At 53.2% G+C, this 20,888-nt stretch carries 18 protein-coding genes; 16 read left to right on the forward strand and 2 right to left on the reverse strand.

The window, feature by feature from the left end:
* Position 1: 1 nt before the first annotated feature.
* The 11 genes from trmJ (at position 2) to sseB (ending at position 8,869) form a co-directional block, all read left to right on the forward strand.
* Positions 2–742, forward strand: a complete 741-nt coding sequence (trmJ, locus tag C4F37_RS21565; protein ID WP_000940019.1) for a tRNA (cytosine(32)/uridine(32)-2'-O)-methyltransferase TrmJ — start codon at positions 2–4, stop codon at positions 740–742.
* 270 nt (positions 743–1,012) lie between these two features.
* The gene (iscR, locus tag C4F37_RS21570) at positions 1,013–1,501 is read left to right on the forward strand and encodes a Fe-S cluster assembly transcriptional regulator IscR (protein WP_001241357.1); all 489 of its coding nucleotides are present in this window, start codon (positions 1,013–1,015) and stop codon (positions 1,499–1,501) included.
* Between the two features lie 111 nt (positions 1,502–1,612).
* Positions 1,613–2,827, forward strand: coding sequence for a cysteine desulfurase (gene iscS, locus C4F37_RS21575; RefSeq protein ID WP_001295373.1), 1,215 nt, complete (start codon positions 1,613–1,615; stop codon positions 2,825–2,827).
* A gap of 27 nt (positions 2,828–2,854) precedes the next feature.
* Positions 2,855–3,241: a Fe-S cluster assembly scaffold IscU gene (gene iscU / locus C4F37_RS21580; RefSeq protein WP_000331707.1), complete on the forward strand. Its 387-nt coding sequence runs from the start codon at positions 2,855–2,857 to the stop codon at positions 3,239–3,241.
* A gap of 16 nt (positions 3,242–3,257) precedes the next feature.
* A complete protein-coding gene (gene iscA / locus C4F37_RS21585) occupies positions 3,258–3,581 on the forward strand; it encodes an iron-sulfur cluster assembly protein IscA (protein WP_000028953.1) in 324 nt (107 codons plus the stop codon).
* Positions 3,582–3,676: 95 nt separating this feature from the next.
* Entirely contained in the window at positions 3,677–4,192 is a 516-nt protein-coding gene (hscB, locus tag C4F37_RS21590; protein ID WP_000384413.1) for a co-chaperone HscB, read from the forward strand.
* Between the two features lie 16 nt (positions 4,193–4,208).
* The gene (gene hscA / locus C4F37_RS21595; protein WP_001196608.1) at positions 4,209–6,059 is read left to right on the forward strand and encodes a Fe-S protein assembly chaperone HscA; all 1,851 of its coding nucleotides are present in this window, start codon (positions 4,209–4,211) and stop codon (positions 6,057–6,059) included.
* Position 6,060: 1 nt separating this feature from the next.
* Positions 6,061–6,396: an ISC system 2Fe-2S type ferredoxin gene (gene fdx / locus C4F37_RS21600; RefSeq protein WP_001124471.1), complete on the forward strand. Its 336-nt coding sequence runs from the start codon at positions 6,061–6,063 to the stop codon at positions 6,394–6,396.
* Positions 6,397–6,407: 11 nt separating this feature from the next.
* Positions 6,408–6,608: a Fe-S cluster assembly protein IscX gene (iscX, locus tag C4F37_RS21605; RefSeq protein ID WP_000523612.1), complete on the forward strand. Its 201-nt coding sequence runs from the start codon at positions 6,408–6,410 to the stop codon at positions 6,606–6,608.
* A 58-nt stretch (positions 6,609–6,666) separates the two neighbouring features.
* Positions 6,667–7,950, forward strand: a complete 1,284-nt coding sequence (gene pepB, locus C4F37_RS21610; protein ID WP_001539348.1) for an aminopeptidase PepB — start codon at positions 6,667–6,669, stop codon at positions 7,948–7,950.
* A 142-nt stretch (positions 7,951–8,092) separates the two neighbouring features.
* Positions 8,093–8,869: an enhanced serine sensitivity protein SseB gene (gene sseB, locus C4F37_RS21615; protein WP_001337650.1), complete on the forward strand. Its 777-nt coding sequence runs from the start codon at positions 8,093–8,095 to the stop codon at positions 8,867–8,869.
* A gap of 31 nt (positions 8,870–8,900) precedes the next feature.
* Here sseB and timP read toward each other — a convergent pair whose 3' ends face one another.
* Both timP and sseA read right to left on the reverse strand, forming a co-directional pair.
* A complete protein-coding gene (gene timP / locus C4F37_RS28170; RefSeq protein WP_001363539.1) occupies positions 8,901–9,026 on the reverse strand; it encodes a small toxic inner membrane protein TimP in 126 nt (41 codons plus the stop codon).
* 335 nt (positions 9,027–9,361) lie between these two features.
* Positions 9,362–10,207 carry a 3-mercaptopyruvate sulfurtransferase gene (gene sseA, locus C4F37_RS21620; RefSeq protein WP_000108634.1) on the reverse strand — a complete coding sequence of 282 codons (846 nt, stop codon included), beginning with the start codon at positions 10,205–10,207 and terminating at the stop codon, positions 9,362–9,364.
* Between the two features lie 206 nt (positions 10,208–10,413).
* Here sseA and yfhM point away from each other — a divergent pair, with 206 nt between their 5' ends.
* From yfhM to rodZ, 5 genes are all read left to right on the forward strand, one after another.
* Positions 10,414–15,375, forward strand: coding sequence for an alpha2-macroglobulin (yfhM, locus tag C4F37_RS21625; protein WP_001539346.1), 4,962 nt, complete (start codon positions 10,414–10,416; stop codon positions 15,373–15,375).
* A complete protein-coding gene (gene pbpC / locus C4F37_RS21630) occupies positions 15,376–17,688 on the forward strand; it encodes a peptidoglycan glycosyltransferase PbpC (RefSeq protein ID WP_001137640.1) in 2,313 nt (770 codons plus the stop codon).
* A 148-nt stretch (positions 17,689–17,836) separates the two neighbouring features.
* Complete coding sequence (ndk, locus tag C4F37_RS21635; protein WP_000963841.1) at positions 17,837–18,268, forward strand: nucleoside-diphosphate kinase; 432 nt, start codon at positions 17,837–17,839, stop codon at positions 18,266–18,268.
* 149 nt (positions 18,269–18,417) lie between these two features.
* Complete coding sequence (locus C4F37_RS21640) at positions 18,418–19,572, forward strand: bifunctional tRNA (adenosine(37)-C2)-methyltransferase TrmG/ribosomal RNA large subunit methyltransferase RlmN (RefSeq protein WP_000003317.1); 1,155 nt, start codon at positions 18,418–18,420, stop codon at positions 19,570–19,572.
* A gap of 284 nt (positions 19,573–19,856) precedes the next feature.
* Positions 19,857–20,864 (forward strand): cytoskeleton protein RodZ, encoded by a 1,008-nt coding sequence (gene rodZ, locus C4F37_RS21650; protein ID WP_001090835.1) that lies wholly within the window; start codon positions 19,857–19,859, stop codon positions 20,862–20,864.
* Positions 20,865–20,888: the final 24 nt, after the last annotated feature.

Below are 20,888 nucleotides of genomic sequence, written 5' to 3' on the forward strand. Positions count from 1 at the left end.
AATGCTGCAAAATATTCGAATTGTGCTGGTGGAGACGTCACACACCGGCAATATGGGTTCTGTTGCCCGTGCCATGAAAACAATGGGATTAACCAATCTGTGGCTGGTTAATCCACTAGTGAAACCAGACTCCCAGGCGATTGCCCTGGCAGCAGGGGCCAGCGATGTGATTGGTAATGCTCACATCGTCGATACGCTCGACGAAGCGTTAGCCGGTTGTAGTCTGGTGGTGGGCACCAGCGCTCGCTCCCGCACGCTGCCGTGGCCGATGCTCGACCCGCGCGAATGCGGTCTGAAAAGCGTCGCTGAAGCGGCAAATACCCCGGTGGCGCTGGTGTTTGGTCGCGAGCGCGTCGGCTTGACCAATGAAGAGTTGCAGAAATGCCATTATCATGTCGCGATTGCGGCTAACCCGGAATACAGTTCGCTGAACCTGGCGATGGCGGTTCAGGTTATTGCCTATGAAGTGCGCATGGCCTGGCTGGCAACTCAGGAAAATGGCGAGCAGGTCGAGCATGAAGAGACGCCGTATCCGCTGGTCGATGATCTGGAGCGTTTTTATGGTCATCTGGAGCAAACGCTGCTGGCAACCGGTTTTATCCGTGAAAACCATCCGGGGCAGGTGATGAATAAATTGCGCCGTCTGTTTACCCGTGCACGCCCGGAAAGCCAGGAATTGAATATCCTGCGCGGGATTCTGGCTTCTATTGAGCAGCAGAATAAAGGTAACAAGGCCGAATAACAGTGGTTGCCTGATGCGATGCTTAACGCGTCTTATCAGGCCTGTAAGTGCACGGAATCCAAGGTCGGATAAGGTGTTCACACCGCATCCGACAACAGGTACAAACGCCACGATAAAAAAATGGCACTGAAGGTTAAATACCCGACTAAATCAGTCAAGTAAATAGTTGACCAATTTACTCGGGAATGTCAGACTTGACCCTGCTATGCAATACCCCCAATTTTACAATAAAAAACCCCGGGCAGGGGCGAGTTTGAGGTGAAGTAAGACATGAGACTGACATCTAAAGGGCGCTATGCCGTGACCGCAATGCTTGACGTTGCGCTCAACTCTGAAGCGGGCCCGGTACCGTTGGCTGATATTTCCGAACGTCAGGGAATTTCCCTTTCTTATCTGGAACAACTGTTTTCCCGTCTGCGTAAAAATGGTCTGGTTTCCAGCGTACGTGGACCAGGCGGTGGTTATCTGTTAGGCAAAGATGCCAGCAGCATCGCCGTTGGCGAAGTGATTAGCGCCGTTGACGAATCTGTAGATGCCACCCGTTGTCAGGGTAAAGGCGGCTGCCAGGGCGGCGATAAATGCCTGACCCACGCGCTGTGGCGTGATTTGAGCGACCGTCTTACCGGTTTTCTCAATAACATTACTTTAGGCGAACTGGTTAATAACCAGGAAGTGCTGGATGTGTCTGGTCGTCAGCATACTCACGACGCGCCACGCACCCGCACACAAGACGCGATCGACGTTAAGTTACGCGCTTAATAAAAAGAATTCAGAATCAGGCCGGAGTGCTAAACACTCCGTAAACACGGTCGTACATCCAGCCGGTAGCCTGGTTCCTTGCATTGAGTGATGTACGGAGTTTATAGAGCAATGAAATTACCGATTTATCTCGACTACTCCGCAACCACGCCGGTGGACCCGCGTGTTGCCGAGAAAATGATGCAGTTTATGACGATGGACGGAACCTTTGGTAACCCGGCCTCCCGTTCTCACCGTTTCGGCTGGCAGGCTGAAGAAGCGGTAGATATCGCCCGTAATCAGATTGCCGATCTGGTCGGCGCTGATCCGCGTGAAATCGTCTTTACCTCTGGTGCAACCGAATCTGACAACCTGGCGATCAAAGGTGCAGCCAACTTTTATCAGAAAAAAGGCAAGCACATCATCACCAGTAAAACCGAACATAAAGCGGTACTGGATACCTGCCGTCAGCTGGAGCGCGAAGGTTTTGAAGTCACTTACCTGGCACCGCAGCGTAACGGCATTATCGACCTGAAAGAACTGGAAGCAGCGATGCGTGATGACACCATCCTTGTTTCCATCATGCACGTAAATAACGAAATCGGCGTGGTGCAGGATATCGCGGCTATCGGCGAAATGTGCCGTGCTCGTGGCATTATCTATCACGTTGATGCAACCCAGAGCGTGGGCAAACTGCCGATCGATCTGAGCCAGTTGAAAGTTGACCTGATGTCTTTCTCCGGTCACAAAATCTATGGCCCGAAAGGTATTGGTGCGCTGTATGTGCGTCGTAAACCGCGCGTACGTATCGAAGCACAAATGCATGGCGGCGGTCACGAGCGCGGTATGCGTTCCGGCACTCTGCCTGTTCACCAGATCGTCGGTATGGGCGAAGCCTATCGCATCGCAAAAGAAGAGATGGCGACCGAGATGGAACGTCTGCGCGGCCTGCGTAACCGTCTGTGGAACGGCATCAAAGATATCGAAGAAGTTTACCTGAACGGTGACCTGGAACACGGTGCGCCGAACATTCTCAACGTCAGCTTCAACTACGTTGAAGGTGAGTCGCTGATTATGGCGCTGAAAGACCTCGCGGTTTCTTCAGGTTCCGCCTGTACGTCAGCAAGCCTCGAACCGTCCTACGTGCTGCGCGCGCTGGGGCTGAACGACGAGCTGGCACATAGCTCTATCCGTTTCTCTTTAGGTCGTTTTACTACTGAAGAAGAGATCGACTACACCATCGAGTTAGTTCGTAAATCCATCGGTCGTCTGCGTGACCTTTCTCCGCTGTGGGAAATGTACAAGCAGGGCGTGGATCTGAACAGCATCGAATGGGCTCATCATTAATCGGTATCGGAATCAGGAGAATTTATAATGGCTTACAGCGAAAAAGTTATCGACCATTACGAGAATCCGCGTAACGTGGGTTCCTTTGACAACAACGACGAGAACGTCGGCAGCGGCATGGTGGGTGCACCGGCCTGTGGCGACGTGATGAAGTTGCAGATTAAAGTCAACGATGAAGGTATCATTGAAGACGCGCGTTTTAAAACTTACGGCTGCGGTTCCGCTATCGCTTCCAGCTCCCTGGTCACCGAATGGGTGAAAGGGAAGTCTCTCGACGAAGCACAGGCGATAAAAAACACCGATATTGCTGAAGAACTTGAACTGCCGCCGGTGAAAATTCACTGTTCTATTCTGGCAGAAGACGCGATCAAAGCCGCCATTGCGGACTATAAAAGCAAACGTGAAGCAAAATAAGAGTTGAGGTTTGGTTATGTCGATTACACTGAGCGACAGTGCAGCAGCGCGAGTAAATACCTTTCTGGCTAACCGCGGTAAAGGGTTTGGCCTGCGTCTGGGCGTGAGAACCTCCGGGTGTTCAGGTATGGCTTATGTACTGGAATTTGTTGACGAACCGACGCCGGAAGACATCGTGTTTGAAGACAAAGGCGTGAAAGTCGTGGTCGATGGCAAAAGCCTGCAATTTCTGGACGGTACGCAGCTGGACTTCGTCAAAGAAGGCCTTAACGAAGGGTTTAAATTCACCAACCCGAACGTCAAAGATGAGTGTGGTTGCGGCGAAAGCTTCCACGTTTGATGCGCATACCGATAACCCCACCGTGGTCGCCTGCGCGTGGGGTTTGTTTTACCTGATTCGCCGTTATCGCGGCGGATCGCAGCCCTGAGAATGTTATGGATTACTTCACCCTCTTTGGCTTGCCTGCCCGTTATCAACTCGATACCCAGGCGCTGAGCCTGCGTTTTCAGGATCTACAACGTCAGTATCATCCTGATAAATTCGCCAGCGGAAGCCAGGCGGAACAACTCGCCGCCGTACAGCAATCCGCGACCATTAACCAGGCCTGGCAAACGCTGCGTCATCCGTTAATGCGCGCGGAATATTTGCTTTCTTTGCACGGTTTTGATCTCGCCAGCGAGCAGCATACTGTGCGCGACACCGCGTTCCTGATGGAACAGCTGGAACTGCGCGAAGAACTGGACGAGATCGAACAGGCGAAAGATGAAGCGCGGCTGGAAAGCTTTATCAAACGTGTGAAAAAGATGTTTGATACCCGCCATCAGTTGATGGTTGAACAGTTAGACAACGAGACGTGGGACGCGGCGGCGGATACCGTGCGTAAGCTGCGTTTTCTCGATAAACTGCGGAGCAGTGCCGAACAACTCGAAGAAAAACTGCTCGATTTTTAATTTCTGGAAGCTAAACATGGCCTTATTACAAATTAGTGAACCTGGTTTGAGTGCTGCGCCGCATCAGCGTCGCCTGGCGGCCGGTATTGACCTGGGCACAACCAACTCGCTGGTGGCAACAGTGCGCAGCGGTCAGGCCGAAACGTTAGCTGACCATGAAGGCCGTCACCTGCTGCCATCTGTTGTTCACTATCAACAGCAAGGGCATTCGGTGGGTTATGACGCGCGTACTAACGCAGCGCTCGACACCGCCAACACCATTAGTTCTGTTAAACGCCTGATGGGGCGCTCGCTGGCTGATATCCAGCAACGCTATCCGCATCTGCCTTATCAATTCCAGGCCAGCGAAAATGGCCTGCCGATGATTGAAACGGCGGCGGGGCTGCTGAACCCGGTGCGCGTTTCTGCGGACATCCTCAAAGCACTGGCGGCGCGGGCAACTGAAGCCCTGGCAGGCGAGCTGGATGGTGTCGTTATCACCGTTCCAGCGTACTTTGACGATGCCCAGCGTCAGGGCACCAAAGACGCGGCGCGTCTGGCGGGGCTGCATGTTCTGCGCTTACTTAATGAACCGACCGCTGCGGCTATTGCCTACGGGCTGGATTCCGGCCAGGAAGGCGTGATCGCTGTTTATGACCTCGGCGGCGGGACGTTTGATATTTCCATTCTGCGCTTAAGTCGCGGCGTGTTTGAAGTGCTGGCGACCGGCGGTGATTCCGCGCTCGGCGGCGATGATTTCGACCATCTGCTGGCGGATTACATTCGCGAGCAGGCGGGCATTCCTGATCGTAGCGATAACCGCGTTCAGCGTGAACTGCTCGATGCTGCCATTGCGGCCAAAATCGCGCTGAGCGATGCGGACTCCGTGACCGTTAACGTTGCGGGCTGGCAGGGCGAAATCAGCCGTGAACAATTCAATGAACTGATCGCGCCACTGGTAAAACGAACCTTACTGGCTTGTCGTCGCGCGCTGAAAGATGCGGGCGTAGAAGCTGATGAAGTGCTGGAAGTGGTGATGGTGGGCGGTTCTACTCGCGTGCCGCTGGTGCGTGAACGAGTAGGCGAATTTTTCGGTCGTCCACCGCTGACTTCTATCGACCCGGATAAAGTCGTCGCTATTGGCGCGGCGATTCAGGCGGATATTCTGGTGGGTAACAAGCCGGACAGCGAAATGCTGTTGCTGGATGTGATCCCGCTGTCGCTGGGCCTCGAAACGATGGGCGGCCTGGTGGAGAAAGTGATCCCGCGTAATACCACGATTCCGGTGGCCCGCGCCCAGGATTTCACCACCTTTAAAGATGGTCAGACGGCGATGTCTATCCATGTGATGCAGGGTGAGCGCGAACTGGTGCAGGACTGCCGCTCGCTGGCGCGTTTTGCGCTGCGAGGTATTCCGGCGCTACCGGCTGGCGGTGCGCATATTCGCGTGACGTTCCAGGTCGATGCCGACGGTCTTTTGAGCGTGACGGCGATGGAGAAATCCACCGGCGTTGAGGCGTCTATTCAGGTCAAACCGTCTTATGGCCTGACCGATAGCGAAATCGCCTCGATGATCAAAGACTCAATGAGCTATGCCGAGCAGGACGTAAAAGCCCGAATGCTGGCAGAACAAAAAGTAGAAGCGGCGCGTGTGCTGGAAAGTCTGCACGGTGCGCTGGCTGCTGATGCCGCGCTGTTAAGCGCCGCAGAACGTCAGGCTATCGACGATGCTGCTGCTCACCTGAGTGAAGTGGCGCAGGGCGATGATGTTGACGCCATCGAACAAGCGATTAAAAACGTAGACAAACAAACCCAGGATTTCGCCGCTCGCCGCATGGACCAGTCGGTTCGTCGTGCGCTGAAAGGCCATTCCGTGGACGAGGTTTAATATGCCAAAGATTGTTATTTTGCCTCATCAGGATCTCTGCCCTGATGGCGCTGTTCTGGAAGCGAATAGCGGTGAAACCATTCTCGACGTTGCGCTGCGTAACGGTATCGAGATTGAACACGCCTGTGAAAAATCCTGTGCTTGCACCACCTGCCACTGCATCGTTCGTGAAGGTTTTGACTCGCTGCCGGAAAGCTCAGAGCAGGAAGACGACATGCTGGACAAAGCCTGGGGACTGGAGCCGGAAAGCCGTTTAAGCTGCCAGGCGCGCGTCACCGACGAAGATTTAGTGGTTGAAATCCCGCGTTACACTATCAACCATGCGCGTGAGCATTAACAGAGGTTAGTATGGGACTTAAGTGGACCGATAGCCGCGAAATTGGCGAAGCACTGTACGATGCGTATCCTGATATTGATCCGAAAACGGTTCGATTCACCGATATGCATCAGTGGATTTGCGCTCTGGAAGATTTCGACGACGACCCGCAGGCATCGAACGAGAAAATCCTCGAAGCGATTTTGTTGGTCTGGCTGGACGAAGCCGAGTGAATGAACGGGCTGCCTGGGGGTAGCCCGTTTTGCTGTTAAACGAATAAGGATAACTAAAATGACAGAAGCGATGAAGATTACCCTCTCTCCCCAACCTGCCGACGCACGTTGGGGAGAAAAAGCGACTTACAGCATTAATAATGATGGCATTACCCTGCATTTGAACGGGACAGACGATCTGGGGTTGATCCAGCGTGCGGCGCGCAAGGTTGACGGTCTGGGCATTAAGCATGTTCAGTTAAGCGGTGAAGGTTGGGATGCGGATCGCTGCTGGGCATTCTGGCAAGGTTACAAAGCCCCGAAAGGCATACGTAAAGTGGAGTGGCCGGATCTGGACGATGCCCAGCGTCAGGAACTGGATAACCGCCTGATGATCATCGACTGGGTGCGTGACACCATCAACGCACCGGCAGAAGAGCTGGGGCCATCGCAACTGGCACAGCGTGCTGTTGATCTGATCAGCAACGTCGCAGGGGATCGTGTGACTTACCGGATCACCAAAGGCGAAGATCTGCGTGAGCAAGGTTATATGGGGCTGCACACTGTCGGGCGCGGTTCAGAACGTTCTCCGGTATTGCTGGCGCTGGATTACAACCCAACTGGCGATAAAGAAGCGCCAGTGTACGCGTGCCTGGTTGGTAAAGGCATCACTTTTGATTCCGGCGGCTACAGCATCAAACAGACCGCGTTTATGGACTCGATGAAGTCGGACATGGGCGGCGCGGCAACGGTTACCGGGGCGCTGGCATTTGCCATTACGCGCGGACTGAACAAGCGCGTGAAGCTGTTCCTCTGTTGTGCGGATAACCTGATCAGCGGCAACGCGTTCAAACTGGGCGATATTATTACCTATCGCAACGGTAAAAAAGTTGAAGTGATGAACACTGATGCCGAAGGGCGTCTGGTGCTGGCCGATGGCCTGATTGATGCCAGTGCGCAGAAACCGGAACTGATCATTGATGCGGCGACCCTCACCGGGGCGGCGAAAACCGCGCTGGGTAATGATTATCACGCGCTGTTCAGTTTTGATGATGCGCTGGCAGGGCGCTTGCTGGCGAGTGCCGCGCAGGAGAATGAACCGTTCTGGCGTCTGCCGCTGGCGGAGTTCCACCGCAGCCAGCTGCCGTCTAACTTTGCGGAACTGAACAATACCGGAAGCGCGGCGTATCCGGCAGGCGCGAGCACGGCGGCGGGCTTCCTGTCGCACTTTGTTGAGAACTATCAGCAAGGTTGGCTGCATATCGACTGCTCGGCGACTTACCGTAAAGCGCCGGTTGAACAGTGGTCTGCGGGTGCTACGGGACTTGGTGTGCGCACGATTGCTAATCTGTTAACGGCGTAAACTAATATGCCGGATGCGGCGTAAACGCCTTATCCGGCCTACAAAGTATTGCAAATTCAATATATTGCGGTTCCCTTGTAGGCCTGATAAGCGTAGCGCATCAGGCACTTACGCCCCGAACGTTGAATGAATTATGGTTCTTATGTCCGAAACAAAAAACGAACTTGAAGACCTGCTGGAAAAAGCAGCAACCGAACCGGCGCACCGCCCGGCCTTTTTCCGTACTCTACTGGAATCCACCGTCTGGGTGCCTGGTACGGCGGCACAGGGCGAGGCTGTGGTTGAAGATAGCGCACTTGATTTACAGCACTGGGAAAAAGAAGACGGCACCAGCGTCATTCCTTTTTTCACCTCGTTAGAAGCACTTCAACAGGCGGTTGAAGGCGAACAGGCATTTGTCGTAATGCCAGTTCGCACATTGTTTGAGATGACCCTTGGCGAAACGCTCTTCCTTAATGCCAAACTGCCAACCGGTAAAGAATTTATGCCGCGTGAAATCAGTTTGCTGATTGGTGAAGAAGGGAATCCGCTTAGCAGTCAGGAAGTACTGGAAGGCGGTGAATCGCTGATATTATCGGAGGTCGCAGAGCCGCCAGCGCAAATGATTGATTCACTTACCACCTTATTTAAAACCATTAAGCCGGTGAAGCGTGCTTTTATTTGTTCAATTAAAGAGAACGAAGAGGCACAGCCTAATTTACTTATTGGCATTGAAGCCGATGGTGATATCGAAGAAATTATTCAGGCGGCGGGAAGTGTAGCGACCGATACATTACCTGGCGATGAACCCATCGATATTTGTCAGGTGAAAAAAGGGGAAAAAGGTATTAGCCACTTTATTACCGAACATATTGCGCCATTCTATGAACGTCGCTGGGGTGGTTTTTTGCGTGACTTTAAACAGAACCGGATAATTTAAAACATGCCGCCCCAAAGGGCGGCATTCGGGCTTACTTGCTGTTCTGAAGGTTGTTAACCACCAGTAAATTGTTGCCGGAGAGACTCCGGTTATTATTTACCTCGGTTAACAGCGCACCAGAAACAATAAGTACGATACAAAAGCACCGTATCTTCATTGTGCGGTCCATGCGAAGACCGCATCACGACAGCACCACTGGCGATATTGCCGCGATAGCAAGCGCTGAGACGCGCTTGCCCTAACGGTCGCGGAACATCCTTTCCTTAAGCCAGCGCCCGCTTGCGAGACGGCGGAAAGGGCCGCAGTGGATAATACACTAACAGAACAATAATAACTCTCTTTTACTTGACAAAAAGAGAGTTACTGGCGAGTATTGTGTCCGCTGAGACGCGCTTGCATTACTACGGTAATACAACCTGCTGGAAAGGCCGCGAACCAGACCAGCAATAAAAAACCGCCAAATTCGGCGGTTTTTTATTGCCTGTAAAAAGCTTATTTTACGGGCTCAACCGGTAAATCTGCCCGTGCGCCCCATTCACTCCATGCGCCGTCGTACAGTTTCACGTTTGTCACATCCAGCGTCGCAAGTGCCAACAAAACCACGGCTGCTGTTACACCAGAACCGCAGCTGACGATAATTGGTTTGTCGTAGCTGACACCGCGACCAAAAAATATCGCATCCAGTTCATCGGTCGTTTTTAGTTCGCCTTCACGTACCAGTTCCGTCCACGGAACGTTCAATGCACCGGGAATATGTCCGCGACGTAAACCTGGGCGAGGTTCATCAACTTCTGCGTTAAAACGTGTAGCCGGGCGGGCATCAATAATTTGCGCCGTATTTTCATGGCTTGCCAATAATACATCGGTTACTTTCACCACGGCTTCAGGATTAAACGCGGCGTTAAACTCTCCTTCCGGCAGCTCTACTGCGCCTTCCTCTAATAGCAGATCATCACGCTGCCAGCCTGCAAGTCCACCACCCAGAATCGACACTTTCTCTACACCAAAGGTGCGCAGCATCCACCATGCTCGTGGGGCTGAGAAAAGATTACCTTCGTCATAGACAATCAGGTGCTTATCCTGGTTAACGCCTAATTCACGCATCGCCACGGCGAACGTTTCCGGGCGCGGCAGCATGTGCGGAAGCGGAGAAGTGTGATCAGAAAGCGCTTCGATATCAAAAAACACTGCGCCGGGAATATGTCCATTCAGATACTCCTGAGCAACGTTACGATCTTCCTGTCCAGGCGACGCCATGCGGGCATCGATAATCTGAATTTCCGGGTCATCAATATGTTCGGCGAGCCAGTCGGCTCCTACAAACCATGTCGTGGACATAGGCATCTCCATTTTTGCCGGGGTTAGGCTAAATTGTCGGATGTTTAGTGAAAAGCGACAAGCAAAAGAGGCTGATTTGGCTGTCTGAGCCACAATTCTCACTAAAATTCGGATTGTATGGGCGTGATACTGAATTACATAACGTAAATTCTCACGCATAATAATTATTCGACGTTGCTAACGGGCCATTGTGGCAGGGATGAAAAATGAAAAAGTTACGCGTAGCCGCCTGCATGCTAATGCTGGCGCTGGCAGGGTGCGACAACAACGATAACGCGCCAACAGCGGTGAAAAAAGATGCGCCTTCTGAAGTTACTAAAGCGGCCTCTTCAGAAAACGTGAGTTCAGCAAAACTTTCCGCGCCGGAGCGACAAAAACTGGCCCAACAGAGTGCCGGTAAGGCGCTGACATTGCTGGATCTCTCTGAAGTTCAACTCGATGGCGCAGCCACGCTGGTGCTGACGTTCTCCATCCCTCTCGACCCGGATCAGGATTTCTCACGCGTTATTCATGTCGTCGATAAAAAAAGCGGCAAAGTGGATGGTGCCTGGGAGCTGTCACATAATCTTAAAGAGCTGCGTTTACGCCACCTCGAACCGAAACGTGATTTGATCGTCACTATTGGCAAGGAGGTCAAAGCGCTCAATAACGCAACCTTTAGTAAAGATGACGAAAAAACTATAACTACCCGCGATATCCAACCCAGCGTCGGTTTTGCCAGTCGTGGTTCGTTGCTTCCTGGTAAGGTCGTTGAAGGGCTGCCGGTAATGGCGCTTAACGTTAACAATGTCGATGTTAACTTCTTCCGTGTGAAACCAGAATCACTGCCCGCTTTCATTAGCCAGTGGGAATACCGCAATTCGCTGGCGAACTGGCAGTCAGATAAACTGCTGCAGATGGCGGATCTGGTCTACACCGGACGGTTTGATCTCAATCCTGCGCGTAACACCCGTGAAAAATTATTGCTGCCGCTGGGCGATATCAAACCGCTTCAGCAGGCGGGCGTGTATCTGGCTGTGATGAATCAGGCTGGACGTTACGATTACAGTAATCCCGCGACGCTGTTTACGTTAAGTGATATTGGCGTTTCAGCTCACCGTTATCACAATCGTCTGGATATCTTTACCCAAAGTCTGGAAAACGGCGCGGCCCAGCAAGGAATTGAAGTCTCTTTATTAAATGAGAAAGGGCAGACTCTGACTCAGGCAAGCAGTGACGCTCAGGGGCATGTGCAGCTGGAAAATGATAAAAACGCGGCATTACTGCTGGCGCGTAAAAACGGTCAGACAACGCTGCTCGATTTAAAACTCCCGGCGCTGGACTTAGCGGAATTTAACATTGCTGGCGCGCCGGGCTATAGCAAACAGTTTTTCATGTTTGGCCCGCGCGATCTTTATCGCCCGGGTGAAACGGTCATCCTCAATGGTTTGCTGCGTGATGCAGACGGTAAAGCGTTGCCCGATCAACCTGTCAAGCTGGACGTGATTAAACCCGACGGGCAGGTACTCAGGAGCGTCGTTAGTCAGCCGGAGAATGGCCTCTACCACTTTACCTGGCCACTCGATAGCAATGCGGCAACCGGTATGTGGCATATTCGCGCTAACACGGGCGATAACCAGTATCGGATGTGGGATTTCCACGTCGAAGATTTTATGCCAGAGCGTATGGCGCTGAATCTGACCGGTGAGAAAACCCCGCTAACGCCGAAAGATGAAGTGAAATTCTCCGTGGTGGGGTACTACCTGTATGGCGCACCTGCTAATGGTAATACTTTGCAAGGGCAACTTTTCCTGCGCCCACTGCGTGAAGCTGTATCAGCCTTACCTGGTTTTGAATTCGGCGATATAGCTGCCGAAAATCTTTCCCGCACGCTGGATGAAGTTCAGTTGACGCTGGATGATAAAGGGCGCGGCGAAGTTTCTACAGAAAGCCAGTGGAAGGAAACGCATTCCCCATTACAGGTTATTTTCCAGGGTAGTTTGCTGGAATCGGGCGGTCGCCCGGTGACGCGCCGTGCTGAGCAGGCTATCTGGCCTGCCGATGCATTGCCGGGGATCCGTCCGCAGTTCGCCTCGAAATCGGTTTACGATTATCGCACCGACAGCACGGTGAAACAGCCCATTGTTGATGAAGGCAGTAACGCCGCTTTTGACATCGTTTATAGCGATGCGCAAGGCGTGAAAAAAGCCGTGTCGGGCTTGCAGGTGCGCCTGATTCGCGAACGCCGCGATTACTACTGGAACTGGTCGGAATATGAAGGCTGGCAGTCACAGTTTGATCAAAAAGATCTGATCGAAAATGAACAAACTCTGGATCTGAAAGCGGACGAAACCGGTAAGGTCAGTTTCCCGGTAGAGTGGGGCGCTTATCGTCTGGAAGTTAAAGCGCCGAATGAAGCGGTCAGTAGTGTGCGTTTCTGGGCTGGTTATAGCTGGCAGGATAACAGCGACGGGGGTGGTGCAGTGCGACCCGACCGTGTCACGCTGAAACTGGATAAAGCCAGCTATCGCCCTGGCGATACCATTAAGTTGCATATTGCCGCGCCAACGGCGGGTAAAGGTTATGCGATGGTCGAGTCCAGTGAAGGGCCGCTGTGGTGGCAAGAGATTGATGTTCCGGCTCAAGGGCTGGATCTGACGATTCCGGTCGATAAAACCTGGAATCGTCATGATCTGTATTTAAGTACGCTGGTGGTACGTCCTGGCGATAAATCTCGCTCCGCGACGCCAAAACGCGCGGTTGGGGTGTTGCATCTGCCGCTTGGTGATGAAAACCGTCGCCTCGATCTGGCGCTGGAAACCCCTACCAAAATGCGCCCCAATCAGCCATTAACCGTGAAAATTAAAGCCAGCAATAAAAATGGTGAGATGCCAAAACAGGTGAATGTGCTGGTGTCTGCCGTTGATAGCGGTGTGCTGAATATTACTGATTACGTCACGCCAGATCCGTGGCAGGCGTTCTTTGGTCAGAAACGCTATGGCGCAGACATTTACGATATTTACGGTCAGGTCATTGAAGGTCAGGGGCGTCTGGCAGCTCTGCGTTTTGGTGGCGATGGTGATGAGCTGAAACGTGGTGGTAAACCGCCGGTCAATCACGTCAATATTGTCGCGCAGCAGGCGCTGCCGGTAACGCTCAATGAACAGGGCGAAGGCTCGGTTACACTGCCAATTGGCGATTTTAACGGTGAATTGCGCGTCATGGCGCAAGCCTGGACGGCAGATGACTTCGGAAGCAACGAAAGCAAAGTGATTGTTGCTGCACCGGTGATTGCTGAACTGAACATGCCACGCTTTATGGCGAGTGGCGATACCTCGCGCCTGACGCTGGATATCACTAATCTTACCGATAAACCGCAAAAACTTAATGTTGCTCTGACCGCCAGTGGCTTGCTTGAACTGGTGAGTAATTCCCCCGCACCTGTTGAATTAGCGCCAGGGGTGCGTACTACGCTGTTTATCCCGGTGCGTGCATTGCCGGGTTATGGCGATGGAGACATTCAGGCCACCATTAGCGGGTTAGCGTTACCGGGGGAAACCGTTGCCGATCAGCATAAGCAGTGGAAAATCGGCGTCCGTCCGGCATTCCCGGCACAAACGGTCAATTACGGTACGGCGTTACAGCCTGGTGAAACCTGGGCGCTCCCGGCTGATGGATTGCAAAACTTCTCGCCTGTTACGCTGGAAGGGCAATTGTTGTTGAGTGGCAAACCACCGCTGAACATCGCACGTTATATCAAAGAGTTAAAAGCGTATCCGTACGGCTGTCTCGAGCAAACCGCCAGCGGCCTGTTCCCGTCACTTTATACCAATGCAGCCCAACTGCAGGCGTTGGGCATCAAAGGCGACAGTGATGAGAAACGCCGTGCATCGGTCGATATCGGCATTTCCCGTTTGCTGCAAATGCAACGTGATAACGGCGGCTTTGCGTTGTGGGATAAAAACGGTGACGAAGAGTACTGGCTGACGGCTTACGTGATGGATTTCCTGGTCCGCGCAGGCGAACAGGGTTACAGCGTGCCGACAGACGCCATTAACCGGGGTAATGAGCGTCTGCTGCGCTATTTACAAGATCCGGGCATGATGTCGATCCCGTACGCTGATAATCTCAAAGCCAGTAAATTCGCCGTACAGTCTTACGCTGCGCTGGTGTTGGCCCGTCAGCAAAAAGCACCACTGGGTGCGCTGCGTGAAATCTGGGAGCATCGTGCAGATGCCGCTTCTGGTTTACCGCTGCTGCAACTTGGCGTTGCGCTGAAAATCATGGGTGATGCGACGCGTGGTGAAGAAGCGATTGCGCTGGCGCTGAAAACGCCGCGTAATAGTGATGAGCGGATATGGCTGGGTGATTACGGTAGTCCACTGCGAGACAGCGCGTTGATGCTCTCATTGCTGGAAGAGAACAAACTGCTACCCGATGAGCAGTACTCCCTGTTAAACACACTTTCGCAGCAGGCGTTCGGTGAACGCTGGCTATCGACGCAGGAAAGTAACGCGTTGTTCCTGGCTGCCCGTACTCTTCAGGATTTACCGGGCAAATGGCAGGCGCAAACCACTTTCTCTGCTGAGCCGTTGACAGGCGAGAAAGCGCAAACCAGCAATCTGAATAGCGATCAACTTGCCACCTTGCAGGTGACCAACAGTGGCGATCAGCCGTTATGGCTGCGTGTGGATGCCAGCGGTTATCCGCAATCCGCACCTTTACCGGCGAGCAATGTGCTGCAAATTGAGCGTCATATTCTGGGTACTGACGGTAAGAGCAAATCGCTGGACTCGTTACGTAGCGGCGATCTGGTGCTGGTGTGGTTGCAGGTTAAAGCCAGTAACAGTGTACCGGATGCGTTAGTCGTGGATCTGTTGCCTGCGGGGCTGGAACTGGAAAACCAGAATCTGGCGAACGGCAGCGCCAGCCTGGAGCAAAGTGGTGGTGAAGTGCAGAACTTGCTGAACCAGATGCAGCAGGCGAGCATTAAGCACATAGAGTTCCGTGACGATCGCTTTGTGGCGGCGGTTGCCGTTGATGAATATCAACCGGTAACGCTGGTGTATCTGGCGCGGGCGGTGACGCCGGGAACGTATCAGGTACCGCAACCGATGGTGGAATCAATGTATGTTCCCCAATGGCGGGCGACCGGCGCGGCTGAAGATTTGCTGATTGTCAGACCGTAAATGCCTCGCCTGTTAACCAAACGCGGCTGCTGGATAATGCTGGCAGCCGCGCCTTTTATCATCATTCTGGCAGCATGGGCAGCAGATAAACTCTGGCCTCTGCCATTGCAAGAAGTGAATCCTGCACGCGTGGTGGTGGCGCAGGATGGTACGCCACTCTGGCGTTTCGCCGATGCTGACGGCATCTGGCGTTATCCAGTAACAATCGAAGATGTTTCTCCACGTTACCTTGAAGCGCTGATCAATTATGAAGATCGCTGGTTCTGGAAGCATCCGGGGGTGAATCCGTTCTCGGTGGCGCGTGCAGCCTGGCAAGATCTCACGTCGGGTCGGGTCATTTCCGGCGGCAGCACGCTCACCATGCAGGTGGCGCGCCTGCTTGATCCTCACCCCAAAACGTTTGGCGGCAAAATTCGCCAGCTCTGGCGCGCGTTGCAACTGGAATGGCATCTGTCTAAACGTGAAATTCTGACCTTGTATCTTAACCGTGCCCCGTTTGGCGGTACGTTGCAGGGGATTGGTGCGGCAAGTTGGGCTTACCTCGGGAAATCGCCTGCGAATTTAAGCTATTCCGAGGCGGCAATGCTGGCGGTGTTGCCGCAAGCGCCCAGCCGTCTTCGCCCGGATCGTTGGCCGGAGCGTGCCGAAGCCGCGCGTAATAAAGTGCTCGAACGGATGGCCGTGCAAGGTGTGTGGTCCCGTGAGCGGGTAAAAGAGTCAAGGGAAGAACCCATCTGGCTGGCACCCCGACAAATGCCGCAACTGGCACCGCTGTTTTCGCGAATGATGCTCGGTAAAAGCAAAAGCGACAAAATCGTTACTACGCTGGATGCCGGTCTTCAACGACGTCTGGAAGAACTGGCGCAAAACTGGAAAGGACGATTGCCACCGCGCAGCTCACTGGCGATGATCGTGGTTGATCATACCGATATGCGTGTTCGCGGCTGGGTGGGATCGGTTGATCTCAACGATGATTCACGCTTTGGTCATGTTGATATGGTCAATGCGATCCGATCGCCAGGATCGGTGCTCAAACCGTTTGTTTATGGTCTGGCGCTGGATGAAGGCTTGATCCACCCGGCATCGCTGTTGCAAGACGTCCCCAGACGCACCGGTGATTACCGACCTGGCAACTTTGACAGCGGTTTTCATGGCCCGATCAGCATGAGTGAGGCGCTGGTGCGATCGCTGAACTTACCTGCTGTGCAGGTGCTGGAAGCCTATGGACCGAAACGGTTTGCGGCAAAGTTACGCAATGTTGGATTGCCGTTATATTTGCCCAACGGTGCTGCACCGAATCTTTCGCTCATTCTCGGCGGCGCTGGCGCAAAACTGGAAGATATGGCGGCAGCGTATACCGCGTTTGCTCGCCACGGCAAGGCAGGTAAATTGCGCTTACAGCCTGACGATCCGCTGCTTGAACGGCCTTTAATGTCGTCGGGGGCTGCGTGGATCATTCGCCGGATTATGGCTGATGAAGCGCAACCCTTGCCGGATGGTGCCTTGCCGCGCGTCGCCCCACTGGCATGGAAAACGGGCACCAGCTATGGCTATCGTGATGCCTGGGCGATTGGGGTTAACGCTCGCTATGTCATTGGGATCTGGACTGGCAGACCGGACGGCACGCCCGTTGTTGGTCAGTTTGGCTTTGCCAGTGCCGTACCGCTGTTGAATCAGGTTAATAATATCTTACTGTCGCGCAGTGTGAATTTGCCGGAAGACCCACGTCCTGACTCTGTAAGTCGTGGCGTTATCTGCTGGCCGGGCGGACAGTCTTTGCCGGAAGGTGACGGTAACTGTCGCCGCCGCCTGGCAACCTGGCTGCTGGACGGGAGCCAGCCGCCAACTCTATTACTGCCGGAGCAGGAAGGCATTAATGGCATTCGTTTCCCCATCTGGCTGGATGAAAACGGCAAACGTGTTGCCGCTGATTGCCCTCAGGCGCGACAAGAAATGATAAATGTCTGGCCGCTACCGCTGGAACCCTGGCTGCCCGCATCAGAACGTCGCGCTGTGCGCTTGCCACCGGCCTCGACAATTTGCCCGCCATACGGTCACGATGCACAACTCCCGCTGCAGCTAACAGGTGTGCGCGATGGCGCGATTATTAAACGTTTACCGGGCGCAGCGGAAGCGACTTTGCCGTTGCAATCAAGTGGAGGGGCAGGTGAACGCTGGTGGTTTCTGAACGGCGAACCGTTAACTGAACGTGGGCGCAACGTGACCCTGCATTTGACGGATAAAGGCGATTATCAATTGCTGGTGATGGATGACGTGGGGCAAATAGCGACAGTGAAATTTGTCATGCAATAGTCTGTTTTGTCCCTGATTGTTGCTTAAACTGGGTTTATTTTAAAAAAATGTTACCTTCATCAATAGTCAACGGCCCTGTTGCTCATTATAATCCGCGCCATCTCGTACGCTGGTACAGACAACAACAGAACAATTTACAGAGGTAAAAATGGCTATTGAACGTACTTTTTCCATCATCAAACCGAACGCGGTAGCAAAAAACGTGATTGGTAGTATCTTTGCGCGCTTTGAAGCTGCAGGGTTCAAAATTGTCGGCACCAAAATGCTGCACCTGACCGTTGAACAGGCTCGTGGCTTTTATGCTGAACACGATGGAAAACCGTTCTTTGATGGTCTGGTTGAATTCATGACTTCTGGCCCGATCGTTGTTTCCGTGCTGGAAGGTGAAAATGCTGTTCAGCGTCACCGCGATTTGCTGGGCGCGACCAATCCGGCAAACGCACTGGCCGGTACTCTGCGTGCTGATTACGCTGACAGCCTGACCGAAAATGGTACCCACGGTTCTGATTCCGTCGAGTCTGCCGCTCGCGAAATCGCTTATTTCTTCGGCGAAGGCGAAGTGTGCCCGCGCACCCGTTAATAATTTCGTAAATGCCGCGTGCAAACGTGGCATCCGTGCGCCAGAATTTGTACAATGCAGCGCCCCCGGACGAGCAGCCGCTCACCGGGGCGTTTCTTTTTTCAACCCTCCAGGGGCCATAACGTGTAATAACGAGGCCGGAATAGCATATGTCTGAACAATTAGTCACACCTGAAAACGTCACCACGAAAGATGGAAAAATCAACCTGCTGGATCTCAACCGTCAGCAGATGCGGGAGTTTTTTAAAGATTTAGGTGAAAAACCCTTCCGCGCCGATCAGGTGATGAAGTGGATGTATCACTATTGCTGCGACAACTTTGATGAGATGACCGACATCAATAAAGTGTTGCGCGGCAAACTGAAAGAGGTGGCGGAAATCCGTGCACCGGAAGTGGTTGAAGAACAGCGTTCATCTGACGGCACCATTAAATGGGCGATCGCCGTTGGCGATCAGCGCGTTGAAACGGTGTATATCCCGGAAGACGACCGTGCCACGCTCTGCGTCTCTTCGCAGGTGGGGTGTGCGCTGGAGTGTAAATTCTGTTCCACCGCCCAGCAGGGCTTTAACCGCAACCTGCGGGTATCGGAAATTATCGGCCAGGTGTGGCGTGCGGCGAAAATTGTCGGCGCAGCAAAAGTCACCGGTCAGCGCCCAATCACTAACGTAGTGATGATGGGTATGGGCGAGCCGCTGCTCAACCTGAACAACGTCGTTCCGGCGATGGAAATCATGCTTGATGATTTCGGTTTTGGCCTGTCAAAACGTCGCGTCACGCTTTCCACTTCCGGTGTGGTTCCGGCGCTGGATAAACTGGGCGATATGATCGACGTTGCGCTGGCTATCTCCCTGCACGCGCCGAACGACGAAATTCGTGACGAAATTGTGCCGATCAACAAAAAGTACAATATCGAAACGTTCCTTGCGGCGGTGCGCCGTTATCTGGAGAAATCCAACGCCAATCAGGGCCGAGTTACTATTGAATACGTGATGCTTGATCACGTTAACGACGGCACTGAACACGCGCACCAACTGGCGGAACTGCTGAAAGATACGCCGTGTAAGATCAACCTGATCCCGTGGAACCCGTTCCCGGGCGCGCCGTATGGACGCAGTTCGAACAGCCGTATCGACCGTTTCTCAAAAGTGCTGATGAGCTACGGTTTCACCACTATTGTGCGTAAAACTCGTGGTGATGATATCGATGCTGCTTGTGGTCAGTTGGCGGGCGATGTTATCGACCGTACGAAACGTACCCTGCGTAAACGGATGCAGGGTGAAGCCATCGACATTAAAGCGGTCTGATAGCCATTACGCCACGGTTACTTTATGTACCGTGGCGTAATCTTTTATGAATGAAGTATTAAGTTGCAATTGTCTGGTCAATATTAACGGTGCGTTTTTGCTGACTTTAAGGCAGTATGTAACGATGCAACAGTAAGTTAGCCTTAGTGAATGTGGGCTTTGTCACGAGCACACAGACGGTCTTATACTGTATGATAACGGTTAACTTAACGGATGTTTCGCGGTGTGGGTGGGCATGATGGTTCACCGGCATCTCAATTCTCATTTAAACGTACCTGCAGCGAATGAATACTGAAGCCACGCACGACCAAAATGAAGCACTTACTACCGGCGCTCGCCTGCGTAATGCTCGCGAACAACTAGGACTTAGTCAACAGGCCGTTGCCGAGCGACTTTGCCTGAAGGTTTCCACGGTACGCGACATTGAAGAAGATAAGGCACCCGCCGATCTTGCTTCAACATTCCTGCGCGGATATATCCGCTCTTATGCGCGTCTGGTACATATTCCAGAAGAAGAACTGCTGCCAGGGCTGGAAAAGCAGGCTCCACTACGGGCTGCAAAAGTTGCGCCGATGCAGAGTTTTTCCCTCGGTAAACGCCGCAAAAAACGTGACGGCTGGCTGATGACCTTCACCTGGCTGGTGTTGTTTGTGGTTATTGGCCTGAGCGGTGCCTGGTGGTGGCAAGACCACAAAGCTCAGCAGGAAGAGATCACCACTATGGCCGATCAATCTTCTGCGGAACTGAATAATAATCAAAGCCAGAGTGTACCGTTAGATACGTCGACAACCACAGATCAGGCTATGGCGACCACGCCGACATCACCTGTGGATACCACCGCAACCAACACGCAAACACCTGCCGTAACTGCGCCAGCACCAGCTGTTGATCCGCAACAGAATGCGGTTGTTCCACCTTCGCAGGCAAATGTTGATACCGCTGCGACTCCGGCACCAGCGGCAACAACAACACCAGATGGCGCTGCGCCGTTGCCAACCGATCAGGCTGGCGTGACCACGCCGGCGGTTGACCCGAATGCGCTGGTGATGAACTTTACTGCCGATTGCTGGCTGGAAGTCACCGATGCTACCGGTAAAAAACTGTTTAGCGGTATGCAGCGTAAAGACGGTAATTTGAACTTAACCGGCCAGGCACCGTACAAACTGAAAATTGGTGCGCCAGCCGCAGTACAGATCCAGTATCAAGGGAAACCTGTCGATCTGAGTCGTTTTATCAGAACTAACCAGGTTGCGCGTCTGACCCTCAATGCCGAACAATCACCGGCGCAGTAACAGACGGGTAACGCGGGAGATTTT

This window comes from Escherichia sp. R1 (genome assembly GCF_003000935.1).
Classification (GTDB): domain Bacteria; phylum Pseudomonadota; class Gammaproteobacteria; order Enterobacterales; family Enterobacteriaceae; genus Escherichia; species Escherichia coli.

What these genes read in the sequence shown, in the direction of transcription:
- rodZ (WP_001090835.1), top strand. Translation starts at nt 19,857, where the DNA reads ATGAATACTGAAGCCACGCACGACCAAAATGAAGCACTTACTACCGGC.
- iscX (WP_000523612.1), top strand. Translation starts at nt 6,408, where the DNA reads ATGGGACTTAAGTGGACCGATAGCCGCGAAATTGGCGAAGCACTGTAC.
- hscB (WP_000384413.1), top strand. Translation starts at nt 3,677, where the DNA reads ATGGATTACTTCACCCTCTTTGGCTTGCCTGCCCGTTATCAACTCGAT.
- timP (WP_001363539.1), bottom strand. Translation starts at nt 9,026, where the DNA reads ATGAAGATACGGTGCTTTTGTATCGTACTTATTGTTTCTGGTGCGCTG.
- sseB (WP_001337650.1), top strand. Translation starts at nt 8,093, where the DNA reads ATGTCCGAAACAAAAAACGAACTTGAAGACCTGCTGGAAAAAGCAGCA.
- iscA (WP_000028953.1), top strand. Translation starts at nt 3,258, where the DNA reads ATGTCGATTACACTGAGCGACAGTGCAGCAGCGCGAGTAAATACCTTT.
- hscA (WP_001196608.1), top strand. Translation starts at nt 4,209, where the DNA reads ATGGCCTTATTACAAATTAGTGAACCTGGTTTGAGTGCTGCGCCGCAT.
- fdx (WP_001124471.1), top strand. Translation starts at nt 6,061, where the DNA reads ATGCCAAAGATTGTTATTTTGCCTCATCAGGATCTCTGCCCTGATGGC.
- trmJ (WP_000940019.1), top strand. Translation starts at nt 2, where the DNA reads ATGCTGCAAAATATTCGAATTGTGCTGGTGGAGACGTCACACACCGGC.
- pepB (WP_001539348.1), top strand. Translation starts at nt 6,667, where the DNA reads ATGACAGAAGCGATGAAGATTACCCTCTCTCCCCAACCTGCCGACGCA.
- pbpC (WP_001137640.1), top strand. Translation starts at nt 15,376, where the DNA reads ATGCCTCGCCTGTTAACCAAACGCGGCTGCTGGATAATGCTGGCAGCC.
- iscR (WP_001241357.1), top strand. Translation starts at nt 1,013, where the DNA reads ATGAGACTGACATCTAAAGGGCGCTATGCCGTGACCGCAATGCTTGAC.
- iscS (WP_001295373.1), top strand. Translation starts at nt 1,613, where the DNA reads ATGAAATTACCGATTTATCTCGACTACTCCGCAACCACGCCGGTGGAC.
- iscU (WP_000331707.1), top strand. Translation starts at nt 2,855, where the DNA reads ATGGCTTACAGCGAAAAAGTTATCGACCATTACGAGAATCCGCGTAAC.
- sseA (WP_000108634.1), bottom strand. Translation starts at nt 10,207, where the DNA reads ATGTCCACGACATGGTTTGTAGGAGCCGACTGGCTCGCCGAACATATT.
- ndk (WP_000963841.1), top strand. Translation starts at nt 17,837, where the DNA reads ATGGCTATTGAACGTACTTTTTCCATCATCAAACCGAACGCGGTAGCA.
- C4F37_RS21640 (WP_000003317.1), top strand. Translation starts at nt 18,418, where the DNA reads ATGTCTGAACAATTAGTCACACCTGAAAACGTCACCACGAAAGATGGA.
- yfhM (WP_001539346.1), top strand. Translation starts at nt 10,414, where the DNA reads ATGAAAAAGTTACGCGTAGCCGCCTGCATGCTAATGCTGGCGCTGGCA.